The sequence below is a fragment of the Stenotrophomonas sp. GW821-FHT09E08 genome (assembly GCF_059416125.1).
This window is the reverse complement of sequence record NZ_JBWKOO010000009.1, coordinates 116,457-129,150: the sequence shown is the minus strand read 5'-3', so window position 1 is coordinate 129,150 and position 12,694 is coordinate 116,457. Positions and strand designations below refer to the sequence as shown.

The 12,694-nt window shown below is 64.8% G+C and carries 10 protein-coding genes and 1 pseudogene; 1 reads left to right on the top strand and 10 read right to left on the bottom strand.

All coding sequences use genetic code 11. The annotated features are described in order from the left end of the window. Positions 1 to 61 precede the first annotated feature (61 nt). The 6 genes from AC07M7_RS13220 to AC07M7_RS13195 form a co-directional block, all read right to left on the bottom strand. Positions 62 to 1,945: a PepSY-associated TM helix domain-containing protein gene (locus tag AC07M7_RS13220; protein ID WP_495207577.1), complete on the bottom strand. Its 1,884-nt coding sequence runs from the start codon at positions 1,943 to 1,945 to the stop codon at positions 62 to 64. Between the two features lie 46 nt (positions 1,946 to 1,991). Next, positions 1,992 to 4,448 (bottom strand): TonB-dependent siderophore receptor, encoded by a 2,457-nt coding sequence (locus AC07M7_RS13215; protein WP_495207576.1) that lies wholly within the window; start codon positions 4,446 to 4,448, stop codon positions 1,992 to 1,994. A 109-nt stretch (positions 4,449 to 4,557) separates the two neighbouring features. Continuing rightward, positions 4,558 to 5,595, bottom strand: a complete 1,038-nt coding sequence (locus tag AC07M7_RS13210) for a FecR family protein (RefSeq protein WP_337302444.1) — start codon at positions 5,593 to 5,595, stop codon at positions 4,558 to 4,560. Beyond that, on the bottom strand, positions 5,592 to 6,386 hold the full coding sequence (locus AC07M7_RS13205) for an RNA polymerase sigma factor (RefSeq protein WP_495207575.1): 795 nt from the start codon (positions 6,384 to 6,386) through the stop codon (positions 5,592 to 5,594). Before AC07M7_RS13205 ends, AC07M7_RS13210 begins: the two co-directional genes overlap by 4 nt. Positions 6,387 to 6,574: 188 nt before the next feature. Continuing rightward, complete coding sequence (locus AC07M7_RS13200) at positions 6,575 to 7,567, bottom strand: aldo/keto reductase (protein ID WP_495207574.1); 993 nt, start codon at positions 7,565 to 7,567, stop codon at positions 6,575 to 6,577. Positions 7,568 to 7,577: 10 nt separating this feature from the next. After that, a complete protein-coding gene (locus tag AC07M7_RS13195) occupies positions 7,578 to 8,174 on the bottom strand; it encodes a flavodoxin (RefSeq protein WP_495207573.1) in 597 nt (198 codons plus the stop codon). A 74-nt stretch (positions 8,175 to 8,248) separates the two neighbouring features. On the opposite strand from AC07M7_RS13195, the gene AC07M7_RS13190 reads away from it, so the two are divergent. Then, positions 8,249 to 9,142 carry a LysR family transcriptional regulator gene (locus tag AC07M7_RS13190; RefSeq protein WP_495207572.1) on the top strand — a complete coding sequence of 298 codons (894 nt, stop codon included), beginning with the start codon at positions 8,249 to 8,251 and terminating at the stop codon, positions 9,140 to 9,142. 12 nt (positions 9,143 to 9,154) lie between these two features. On the opposite strand, the gene AC07M7_RS13185 is transcribed toward AC07M7_RS13190, so the two are convergent. From AC07M7_RS13185 to AC07M7_RS13170, 4 genes and pseudogenes are all read right to left on the bottom strand, one after another. Next, positions 9,155 to 9,844, bottom strand: a complete 690-nt coding sequence (locus AC07M7_RS13185; protein ID WP_426355750.1) for a carboxymuconolactone decarboxylase family protein — start codon at positions 9,842 to 9,844, stop codon at positions 9,155 to 9,157. Next, positions 9,821 to 10,309 (bottom strand): annotated as a pseudogene (locus AC07M7_RS13180) ((R)-mandelonitrile lyase); the annotation flags it as partial. The pseudogene AC07M7_RS13180 and the gene AC07M7_RS13185, both read right to left, overlap by 24 nt. Beyond that, entirely contained in the window at positions 10,306 to 11,364 is a 1,059-nt protein-coding gene (locus AC07M7_RS13175) for an alpha/beta hydrolase (protein ID WP_295380860.1), read from the bottom strand. The pseudogene AC07M7_RS13180 and the gene AC07M7_RS13175, both read right to left, overlap by 4 nt. A gap of 163 nt (positions 11,365 to 11,527) precedes the next feature. Further along, positions 11,528 to 12,622, bottom strand: coding sequence for an alpha/beta hydrolase (locus tag AC07M7_RS13170; protein ID WP_495207571.1), 1,095 nt, complete (start codon positions 12,620 to 12,622; stop codon positions 11,528 to 11,530). Positions 12,623 to 12,694 lie beyond the last annotated feature (72 nt).

The window sequence follows — 12,694 nt, the reverse complement described above, 5'->3', positions numbered from 1 at the left end:
AATACCAAATGCAAATCGTTCGCACTAGCAGCCGCAGGCACCTGCCCTTTTGGGAGCGCCCTCACCCTGTCCGAAGCATCGCCACCAACACCCCCATCAGAGCACTCCCCGCCACCAGACTCAGCCACACCCTCCCAACCCTGCGGGTACTGAAGACGCCCACAGCAACGGCAATCAACAGCACGAACCCCATCAGTGAACTGGCCAGGACCGAAACGGACGTCCTTACCCCCACCAGGGCGGGCAACAACAACGTCAGTGCCATGGCGGTAACGGCGGCGAACACGTAGCCGCCCAGCGAGGCGGCCAGCACACGGCTCGCCACCTGCCAGCGATAGGCCGCTTCCCGCCCGGCCGGAGGCTTGGCCGTACGCGCCGCCTCCGGCGCCCGGGGCCAGCGGCGCTGCAGCATCAGGGCCATTCTTCCCAGCATCAACCCGAATGCCAGTGCGACCAGCTCCACGCCGGCCTGCTGCCATGCGCCGCGCTGCAGATACATCAGCAGCCCCTGCCTGGTGGTTGCCAGATTCACCAGCGGCAGAGCGAGGCACAGTGCTGCAGCCAGCCACAACTGCTCAATCCAGGCCAGGCGCGGTGGGCGCCAAAGCGCATGCACCACCGAGGCAGCGCAGGTCAAAAGGAAAATGCGTATTTCCCACGCACTGCGACCGCTCATTTCCAGCGGCAGCACCCGATTGCCGTACAGGTAGACGATGCTGGCCAGTGCCACCCCAGCCAGCGATGCCACGTTGAAGGCTTCCGCGCAGCGGTAGATGCCCGCCGTGGCCGCGCCGAACTCATGCTCGCTGCGCTTGCGCCGCTTGATCGAGAACAGCAGCGTGCCGATGGCGATCATCGCCGTGCCCAGCAGGCCGCTGATGAAGTACAGCCACTTCATCGGCCAGCCGCCGAAATCGGCCTTGTGCAGTGCTTCGATCGTCTCATGCACCTGCACCGCGCCAATCGCATGCGGGTGTGCCCCATGCTGTTGCAGCAGCGTGCCGCTGGCAGCATCGAACGCCGCCCGGCTGGCCTCGGTCAGCAGATGCCTGTCCGCACCCCCCACGGGCTTGCGACCGATCACCTCCACAACGCTGTGCACGGTGCCGGGCGCCTGGATCACGATCAATGCCGGCGGCTGCCCGCTGATGGCCTGCGCGCGTGCCAGGAGGTGCTGCAGGTCTGGCAGTTGCGCGGTGGATACCAGGATGCCTGGCGGAGCCGGCTGCGCAGGCGACAGCTCGGCTTCGTAGCGCGCATAGGCGTCATCGGCATCGCCATAGGCCGCATGCACCGGCCACGGAAGATAGCTGCTGTAGAAGAAGGTCAGCCCGGTGTAGCCGATCATGAGCAGGAACGGCAGGGTCAGCACGGCGCTCAGGTTGTGCGCATCCAGCCAGCTGCGTTGTCCCTTGCCCGGGCGAAAGGTGAAGAAATCCTTGAAGATGCGTTTATGCACCACCACGCCGGACACCAGCGCCAGCAGCATGCAGGCCGTGATCCAGCCCACCAGCCAGTAGCCGGCCATGCCGCCGTGCAGGGTGTAGTGGAAGGACATGAAGTGGCGCCCGCCTTCGGTTTCCCGAAGACGAGGTGCAGGTCGCGGCATGCCGGCGCCGGCATCCAGCCAGCGCTCGTGCCCGGTCCCGTCGCCATCCTCCCATGACAGCTCCAGCGGCCAGCCGTGCTGCGCAGGCCAACGGATCTGCCATGCCCGGGCATCGGCGGCGTTGGCGGCCAGCCAGTGCTGCGCACGTACCGCCTGCATTCCCGTGTCCACCGCCGGCGAGGAGACCGGCACGGGGCCGGCCTCCATCCATCGCGTGATCGGCTCACGGAACACGCTGAGCGTGCCGGTCAGGAAGATCGCGCACAGCAGCCAGCCACAGGTTAGGCCGCACCAGGTGTGCAGCCACGACATGCTCTGCCGGAAGCCCGCTTTCATGCCTGCCCCGTGGCGGGCAGGCCGTTGCCCCGCCGGCTGCGGAAGATCACAGCGAGCCGCGCAGCGTCAGCATCACATTGCGAGGTTCGCCAAAGAAGTTGCCGCGGCGGATCTGGCTGATCATCGCGTAGTAGCGGGTGTCGAACAGGTTGGCCACGTTGACGCCCACGCTCCAGCGCGGATTGATCCGGTAGCCGGCCCGCAGGTCCCACACGGCACGTCCCGCTGCGCCCATGCGCCAGTCCGAGTCGTCGTAGGCCGGATAGGAATAGCTGCTCTGTGCCGATACACCACCGCCTACGGAGAACGCGTTCCATTTGCCCGGCAGCTGATAGGACGTTGACAGGCGCAACAGGTGGCGGGGCGTCTCGGCGCTGATGGTCGCGCCCTCATCGTCGCGGCTGGTGACGTGGGTATAGCCCGCCATCATCTGCCAGCCCGGCGCCAGTTCGCCGCTGGCTTCCAATTCAAAGCCCTTGCTGCGCAGCTTGCCGCCATTGCGGTAGCAATCGGACGACGCCAGCGAGCCACGGCAGCTGCCCGGGTCGGATTCGTCCACCACGGCGTTGCCGGTCTTGCGGATGGAGAACACCGCGGCGGAGACATTCAGGCGGCCATCGTTCAATTCACCCTTCACGCCCAGCTCGTAGTTGGCGCCGATGGCCGGATCCAGCACCGAGCCGGACGCGGTGACGTACGAGCTCTGCGGCTGGAAGGTGTCGGCGTAGCTGGCATAGACCGACCATTGCGGGCCCAGGTCGTAGACGAGGCCGGCGTACGGGGTGAATTCGTGCTTCTGTTCGTAGTCGCGGCTCTTGGCGCCGGTGAAGCCATCGCTGGACTGGTACTTCACCCAGCACAGCCGGCCACCCAGCGTGAGGTGCAGCGGTTCTGCCAGCTGCAGGCGCAGGTTGCTGTACACGCCGCTCTGCTGGGCGCGGGCGTTTTCTGACCAGTCCCACGCGGGCTGCAGCGGCTGCGCAATGGCGCTGTGGTCGGGTGCGTAGACATCAATCGGCACGTCGATGGCCAGGTCCACCGAGCTCTGGCGGGTACGCTGGCGCGAACACATCGCGCCCAGCAGCACCTGATGGCTGCGGCCGAAGGCGTCGAAACTGCCGGTGGTGTGCAGGTCGATGCCATCACTGCGCACGCGCGAGCGGTTGAAATAGATGTCATAGAAGCGTGAACCGATGCCGGTGGCGCGATCCACCCCGCCCAGCGGAACCGCGACACGCTGGTCCAGATCCGACTCGGTACGGTTCACCGACAGGCGTGCCTTCCAGCGTTCGTTGAAGCGGTGCTCCGCCTCTGCAAAGGCTTCGTCGACGGAGCCCTCCTGCCGGTTCCAGTCCTGGATGAGCGAGGTGGAACGCTTGATGTCCAGCGCACCGCCATCGGTGTAGCGCGGCAGGCCGAACAGCCAGTAGCCGTCGGTGTCACTGGCCTGATGGCGCAGGCCGAAAGTCAGCGTGGTATCCGTGCCCAGATCGGCATCGATCACCCCATAGGCCACCGGCGTTTTCGATGAGGTGCCCCGCTGGAAGTAGTCGCGGTCCTGATAGGCGGCGACCAGTCGGCCGCGCACGCTGCCGGTAGCATTGAGCGGGCCACCGCCATCAACCTCGACACGGTAGTTGTCCCACGAGCCCACGGTTGCCGCCAGATCCAGATGGGCCTGGTCACGCGGGCGCTTGCGCACCATGTTGATCGCCCCGCTGGGATCGGCCGCACCCAGCATCATGCCACCGGCACCGCGCAGGACTTCAACGCGCTCGAGCACCGCGGTGTCGATCGGCAGCCAGCCCACGGGGGCATAGACGATGCCGGCCACGCCATCGACCAGATAGTTGCTGTCGTCTACGGTGAAGCTGCGGATCGAGAACTTGTGGTTGCCGAAGTTGCGGGCGGTCTTGGTCACACCCGTGGTCTGGGCCAGCGCCTCGTCCAGCGTGGTGAGGTTGCGGTCGTCCAGCTGCTGGCGTGTGATCACGCTGACCGACTGCGGGGTCTGGCGGATGCTCTGCCCCAGCTTGCCCAGGCTCAGCTCACGTGCCGTGTAAGCGCCATCACTTGGTGCATTGGCGGTCACGTTCACCGTCTGCAGGGTGGTCTGGGCCTCCTTGCTGCGCGCAGGCGATACCGCTTCCTGCGCCAGCGTGAACACGCCCGGACGCGTGGCATTGACACGCACCCCGCTCCCCTCCAGCAAGCGCGCCAGTGCTTCCTGCGGCGTGTAGCTGCCGGTCAAGGCCGGAGCGCGACGGCCCGCCACCGCCGATTCGCTGAACAGCACCTGCTGCCGGGACTGCTCGGAAAAGCGGCGCAGTGCGGCATCCAGCGGTTGCGCCGGGATATTGAACTGCATGCGCGCAGCCGGCTGCGCCTGTGCGATGGCCGGCGCCGCCAGCGCGCTGGAAATGCACAGTGCCAGCAAAGGCAGCCGCTTGGCGTGCACCCCCGTGGAGAACGCGCCAGCAACAAGTGCGCGCTTGATCTTCATGTACCCCATTACCGCTCCATCATGCTTGGCCGCTACTGGCCTCACTGGGGGTAAACGGAAAATGGCGGTGGGGTGGGAACCCGCGCCGGAAGAAATTTTCGTTCCGGCGTCAGCGGGTAACAGGCCGTTCGTCGATGCGATAGCCGCCTTGGGCATTGCGGGTTACCTGCACGGGCAACAGATCCGGTAGTGCTTCCAGGAAGGTGGCCGGGGCATCGGTGGCTGCGTAGCCGGAGACCGGCAGGAACTTCAGCCCTGGCTGGCCCAGCGTGACAGGATGGCCCAGATACTGCCCGACCTCCTGCGCCACTTCGTCCAGCGGGGTGCGCCGGAACACCAGGCGCCCGTTGCGCCAACCGCCAATGCTATCTGCACTTGCGGCGATGGGGCGATAAGCAGCGGTGAGCGTGGTAACGGCCAGGCCCTGTTCGGCGTGCAGGCTGACCGGCGAGGCGCCTTCGGCGCGATCCGGCTGTACCCGCACGTGCCCATGCAGCACCTTGACCACGACTTCGCCCGGCCCATTGCGCACATTGAAGGCCGTGCCGACCACCGTCACCCGGCTGCGCTGGGCATCCACAGTGAAGGGACGGTCGGCCGCCGGGGCGACCTCGAAGAACGCCTCGCCCTGGCTGAGCACCACTTCACGACGGGATCGATAGAAATGCACGGCCAGCGTGCTGCGTGCATTGAGCGAAATCCGTGAGCCGTCCGGTAATTGCAGATCACGTATCTCGCCCGCACTGGTGGCCACGTCCTGTACGTAGCTGGGCGCGGTATACCAGGCGTAGCCGACGTATCCCAAGGCCAGCATTGCCACGGCTGCAGCCGCCGCAACGCGTGGCAGGCGCCATGACCGTACGCGCCGCACCACCCTGCCCCGCCGTTGAATGGCAGGTACTGCTGGGGCGATCACCGCATGCGCGTCCGAGGCCAGCACGGGGCGCGGCAGCTGGCCGAGGTCGTGCCAGGTTCTGGCCACGTCAGCAAATGCCTGTCGGTGCGCTTCGCTCTCGGCCAGCCAGTGCTGCAGGGCCGCCTCATCCTTCGGTTGCCAGTCCGCATCCTGCCGCCGCACCAGCCACGCGGCGGCCGCCTCATGCAGGGCAAACGGGTCGGAACCTGCGGCAGAAGGGAGATCGGTCATCGGCAGGGAAAGTCAGCATCGATGGCAGGCGCCAACGCCTCGCCTGTCCCGCTGGCTTGATGCAGTTCCTGCATCTGTGCCAGAGACGCATAGCGTACCCGCACTTCGCAGTAGGCAACCGCTCGCGACAGGTGCTTGACCACCATGCGGCGGGAGATCTGCATGCGAGCGGCAACGTCCTCTTGGGTCAGTCCATCGAAGCGGCAGAGCACGAAGGCCTCGCGTTGACGCTCCGGCAGCTCGGCCAGCGCTTCTCGCAAGCGCTCCAGGCGCTGCCGCTGGGCGCTGAGCTGCAATGGGCACTGTGATTCATCGCTGGCGATGGCCTGGACCGCATCCTCGGCATCTGCCAGCGGCAGGGTCTGGAGACGGCGGCCCGCGGTGTGCTCACGATATTCATCGGCCACGGTGTTCATCACCGTCCGCCGGAAATAGGCACCTTGCTGGTCGCACGACGCCAGTGCAGGGTTTGCCGCCAGCCATTTGACTGCACCGTCGTGCAGGGCGTCCTCACCGTCCCCACCCCTGACACGCGCAAGGCTGCGCAGAATCGGCCCGCGCCAACGGGCATAGGCTTTCGCAAGGAGATTACCGCCCGTTGGCGAGGCATCTTCCGGAATGCCCGCCTCCGTGGAGGGGGCCCGTTCCACATTGCTGCCCGTGCCCCGGCCTAGCGTGGACACATCACCCTCAGGGCGAACGCCTGCGGTCTGCGCAGGTAGGGCGGGGAATTCACGTTGGGAGCCGGAGTTCTGGCCGCCATTGGCGGCGGAGGAGATGGGATACCACAAGTGTAGTGAGAGTCATTTGCAATTGAAACTCCCCCTAACCCGCCCTTGCCGCGCGCGATTGCGGCAATGCCCGCCGCCAGGCGTCATTCCGCTCAGAGTCCTGCACCCTGAAGGAGCTGGGTCTGCTTAGTATCCGCCCTTGGCCAGAAGCGAACATTCGCCGAGCCCGCCAACCGGGCAGCGATTGCTCACTTGCCGGTCATCTTCAACGCTGCTTCCGGCAAGCGCGCGCCGCTGATGCTGATCTTTGCCATTTGCACATCGATATACGCCAGATCCGCATGATCCAGCACCAGATCCACTGCACCCAGATTTTCATCCAACCGATGAAGCTTGGTCGTACCCGGGATCGGCGAGATCCACGGGTGCTGGGCAAGCAGCCAGGCCAGGGCGACCTGCGCCGGCGTCACCCCCTTCCCTGCAGCCATCGCCTTCACCACCTCCACCAACGCCATGTTGGCCCGGCGTGATTCGGCGGAGAAGCGCGGAACCGCATTGCGGAAATCCGTTGCATCGAACTGCGTGTACTCGTCGATCTTTCCAGTCAGGAAGCCAGCACCCAGCGGGCTGAAGGGTACGAAACCAATGCCCAGCTCCTCAAGCAGGGGAAGCAGCTCTGCTTCGGGCTCACGCCAGAACAGCGAGTACTCGCTCTGCACAGCCGTCAGCGGCTGCACTGCATGCGCCCTGCGGATTGTCTGCGCACCTGCTTCGGACAGGCCGAAATGCGCGACCTTGCCCTCTGCAATGAGCGCCTTCACGGTATCGGCAACCTCTTCGATGGGCACCACCGGGTCAACACGGTGCTGGTACAGCAGGTCGATGCGCTCGGTGCGCAGCCGCTTCAAGCTGGCTTCGACAGCTGCCCGGATGTGTGCAGGCTGGCTGTTGGTGCCTGCCCCGCGGGCACCGGTGACCGGGTCGATGTCGAAACCGAACTTGGTGGCGATCACCACCTGGTCTCGAACGGGCGCCAGTGCCGCGCCCACCAGTTCTTCGTTGGCAAAGGGGCCGTAGGCTTCGGCGGTGTCGAAGTGGGTGATGCCGCGCTCCACCGCTGTGCGGATCAGCGCGATCATTTCCTGCTTGTCGGCGGCCGGGCCATATGCCGAACTCATGCCCATGCAGCCCAGGCCGAGGGCGGAAACTTCAAGGCCTTGTCCAAGGCTACGGATCTTCATGGTTGAATCCTCATCGGGCAGTGTGCGGAGTGGCCAACCAGGCGTTGACGCTCTCCATTGTTTTGCGCTCCTGGTCGGCCTGCATCACGAATGCCTCCAGGATGCGTGCGTTGGGCGCATGGTGGGCGAGCACGCGCAGGCTGCTGCCCACGCCGTAGCCGCCATGGGTGATGAACGGCACGATGGTCTTGCCACTCATGTCGTGCTGCGACAACATCGATCGAATGATCGGCGGCGCGGTCTCGCCCCAGATTGGAAAGCCCAGGTACACGGTGTCATAGCGATCAATGTCGACAATGCGGGTGCGCAGTGCAGGCTCTACCCCGTCGTCGCGTTCCTGTCGCGCCTTGGCTACCGTTTCAAGATAGTCCGCCGGGTAGTCGATGGCAGGCTCTACCTGGAACAGGTCGCTGGGCATGCTGCGATGAATGAGCCCGGCAACCACCCGGGTGTTGCCCGAACGTGAGAAGCAGGCAACCACTGTCCGTGCGTCTGATCGACCAGCTGCCGTGCCTTCCTGCGGCGCTGCGGCCGAACATCCCACCGGGAGTGAAGCCAAGGCAGCGACGACTGCCCGGCGACCAGGATTGGGGGTTGGAATCGTCATGGCGCCAATCTACGCCCCCAAAACACATTCGTGCAGAGGCATAATCGGATATCGCTTATATCCGGTGCGCATCAATGAGCGTCGAGAACTACGATCAGCTGGCCATGTTCGCGCTGGTGGCGCGGGAACGCAGTTTTACCCGGGCTGCTGCCCAGCTGGGTATGTCCCAACCCGCCCTCAGCCGATCGATGCGCCAGCTGGAAGAACGCTTGGGCGTACGCTTGCTTGCGCGGACCACCCGCAGCGTTTCGCCGACCGAGGCCGGAGAGCAGTTGCTGCGGGTGATTGCACCGCGCTTCGAGGAGATCGATAGCGAGCTTGCCCAGCTCAACGCGTACCGCGACAAACCGGCCGGCCGCCTTCGCATCACCGCAGGTGAACACGCTGCGCTGACCGTGATGCAGCCGGTACTGGGCAAGCTGCTGCCGGCCAATCCTGACCTGAACATCGAGGTGATTGTCGACTACGGGCTGACCGACATCGTGGCCGAGGGCTTCGACGCCGGTATCCGCATGGGTGAGCAGGTGGCCAAGGACATGATTGCCGTGCGTGTTGGGCCCGACCTGCGCATGGCCGTGGTCGGATCGCGCGCCTATTTCCAGCGCCATCCGAAGCCGAAATCACCGCACGATCTGACCCGGCACAACTGCATCACCATCCGCCTGCCGACCCACGGTGGCATTTTCGCGTGGGAGTTCGAGAAGAAAGGCCAGGAGCTGAAAGTACGCGTGGAAGGCCAGTTGGTGTTCAACAACATCGCCCTGCGGCTGGGCGCTGCGCTGGAAGGCCTGGGGCTGGCGTACATGCCCGAGGATCTGGTGCGGCCCCATGTGCAGGCAGGCACCCTGGTCCACGTGCTGCAGGACTGGTGCCCCTCCTTCCCCGGCTACCACCTGTATTACCCCAGCCGCAGGCAGTCATCGCCTGCGTTCACCGTGCTGCGTGATGCGTTGCGCTACCGGGATTGAACGGCGGCACGGTCACGGCGAAGGTGCCGGGGTCTGTTCCAGCGCCTGCACCGCGCTGGCAGATTCGGCCGCATATCCGCTATGTGCCAGCAGCTGGGCCAGGTGCTGCAACTGTGCGCGGCTGAGCCCCACGCGCTGGCTGGCCGCCATGTGTGAGCGCAACTGCGCCTCCACGCCAGGCATGACCGCCAGCGCGCCAACCGTTGCAAGTTCACGGCTCTGCCAGTCCAGGTTGTCGCGCTCGAAGATGTCGCCGAACAGGTGTGTCTGCAGGAACTGGTTGATGATGGGCGCGAAGTCCATGACCGGGCCAGCCACCGGGGCACCGGAGATCCGTGTCTGGTTTGCGGTACCCACGGCGCGCAGTGCATCACCCACCGGGATGTTTCCGCTTGGCGGCTGCCCAGCTGCGGTAGCGATCCCCTGCTCCTCGCGTTTGCGCACCACGTTCATCAGTTCGCCCAGGGCGTTAAGGCTCTTTGGGAACCCCGCATAGGCATACAGCTGCACGAGCACTTCCTTTGCCTCGCTCACGGTGAGGCCGGCATCCAGCCCCCGGCCCAATGCGGCGTTGAGCTGGGGCATGTCACTGCTGGCCGCAGCGGCCGCAATCAGCGGGATCGCCTGCTGCTTGGGCGAAAGCGGGCCTGCAACGGTGGCCTCGAAGCCTGCTGACGCTTCGCGGTACTGGTCATCACTCACCTGCTCCAGCCAGGCCACCGATTTTCCATCTGCAACACCGGTTACCGCGAGGTGAGTCATCGCGCTGTGCGGCGCGGCGCCGTGCCAATGCTTGACCCCGGCCGGACACACCACCACATCCCCGGCGTGTATCTGCTGCGCCGGCTTACCCCATTCCTGGGTCAGCCCAACGCCGGAGGTAACCACCAATCGCTGCCCGGCGGGGTGGGTGTGCCAGGCCGAACGCGCGCCCGGCTCGAAGCTGACGTATGCGGATGAGACCTGCACGTCCTTGTCCGCTGGGAACAGCGGATCCACGCGTACTTTGCCAACGAAGGTCTCTGCTGGACCGGCAACGGACGATTGTGTTCCCGACCGGGTGATCTGCTGCGTTAGCATTTCGCCGGCGCCGGCGAACGGTGCCGCCACGCTCAATGCAGCGCCCAGCAGCGCCGTCTGCGCGGGTGATTTACGAGGCGTGGTCATGGTGCAAGCGTCCGGGCGTAGAACGAGGTGAGCGAGGCGACGGCAGCATCCACGTACTTCGGCACCCAGTAGGTCTCGATGTGCGTGGCCCCCTCCAGCAGCACCAACTGCTTGTCGATGGTACCGGTTGCTTTGGCGAAGGCATCCTGGGTCATGTAAAGGCTGTCCGCCTTGCTGCCGGCAATCATCAGCAGCGGTTGGTTGATCAGCTCGATCTGGTTGGTGGCGTCCCAGCGCATCAGGTCCAGCAGGCTGCTGGTCGTGTAGCGGAAGGTGGAATTGGGATGGGCATGCGTCTTCCAGTAGTACTCATAGCCCTGCCGATACAGATCGAAGGGGAGCTTGGCGATCTGCTCGTCGCTGAGATTGGCATCGCCGGAGTACAGCACTTCGCCGCCGGCGGCTTGCTGTGCGCGCGCCTGCGAAGCCTGCTGCAGGCGCTGCTGGACGGTATCCAGCTGCGAGTCGGCATAACCGTTGCGGCGCACTCGGCCAGAGTTGAACATGCTGATCGTGGCGACGGCCTTGAAGCGCTTGTCGGTCTGCGCGGCCGCCAGCGAGTAGCCGCCGCCGCCACAGATACCGAGCAAGCCCAGGCGCGAGGTGTCTACCCAGGGGAATCGACTGATGAAATCCGCCATGCCGTGGATGTCTTCGATGCGGTGGGAAGGCATGTCCACGCTGCGCGGCTGGCCACCACTTGCCCCCTGATAGGCCGCATCGGCGGTAATGGCGATGTAGCCCTGCTGGGCCAGGCGTTGCGCGTACAGGCCGGCCACCTGCTCTTTGACCCCGCCATTGGGGTGCGCAACCACGATGGTCGGATACTTCCGTGAGGCATCAAAATTGGCGGGTGTGTAGAAGTTTGCCGCGATCTCGATTCCATTCAGCGGATAGGACACCGAGTGAATGTTGACCTCACTGGGCACATTGCGCGTGATCGCACCTTCGTAGGCCAGTTTGAAGGGGTTGAGCGTGTAGTCGGCAGCGGACGCGTTGCCTGCTGCCAATCCAAGAGACATCGCCAACAGCGTGGCGCGCACGATGTGCTTCATTCAAGTGCTCCGGGTTTGTACGGTACCCCTGCCGGCGCGTGTTGCGGGCCGACATTGGCGGGGTTCAGGAGTAAACCTAACGCCCGTGCACTCATGGAAACAGGGTATGAGCTGGATATAACTCATGCATGCATGATATGAATGATGCACGGGACGGTCCTGATCAACGATCCAAGTGCTTCTTCTGCAGGAACTCACTCACCAGATCGGCGATCTGGACGTTGTTGAGGTCCGAGAACAGGAAGTGGCTGTTGCCACGGATTCCCATCTCCGGCAGATGGATCAGGGTGACATCACCGCCCTGCCGATTGACGGCATCACGCCAGGCGCGGGCCATTTCCAACCGGGCCCGCCAACTGTCCTGCGCCGGCAGGTCAACGGGCCTGTCAGGGATGTTGTCGCCATACAGCACCAGAATCGGGATTCGGGTCAGCGCCTTGAATTCCGCGGGCGAAACCAGCGCCGGGGCGACGGTATCGAACGCGCTGGGAATGGGTGCCGGCGCATCGTTCTTTGCGAACACGAAGCTGCTGCCAGGCTCGAACGCGACGATTGCGCGGACGTTGGGGCTTTTTATGGCCGTCATCCAGCCAGGACCACCCGCCTGCGAATGGGTAAACAGGATCGCAGGCCCTGTCTTCTGCAGCACGGCGGCTACCCCGTCCGAGACTATGCCGAGGTCGAAGGGGCCGGTGTTGGGCGTGACCGAGCGGAAGAACTGGTCAAGCGCGGCCTCCCCTTTCGGAAACTGGCCGCCAGCGAAGTAGTTCGGCCAGAGGCCGATCCGGAACTGGTTGAACCACATCTGATCGTCTGCCACGGGCTTCAGCGTCGCCTCGACCATGCTTCGGCCGGCCTTGCCGCGCCGTGGCTGATCGATCAGGTAGGTAGCGAAACGACGACGCAGTAACAGGTTCTGGAAGCCCTCACGCCCATCGGCCGTCGTCTCCCAGCTCTTCGAAGACTGGCCCGCACCGTGCCACATCACGATGGGCAACGTGCGCGCGTTCACCGGCTTCTGGTAGAAGGCATAGACGTGATCGCCGTGATAGCTCTGGCCATCCGGATTGGAGGGCTTCAACGGATCGAACGTGCCAGACTCCTTCTTGGTCGTGCCCCCAGCGAGGAAGCTGCCTTGCGAATCGATCTGCAGTGGCTCGTTGGCCATGGCGGTCGTGGCGCAGAGGGAAACCGCTATCCAGAGCAGTGTGGAGGGGAAGCTGGGCACCAGAGTGCGAAGGCGCGTGCGAGTCTGCATGGGTCACTCCGTGACAGATTGTCAGGGAAATCTACCCTCGGGGCCATCCTGGAAGAAGCGCGGGGGTGCATA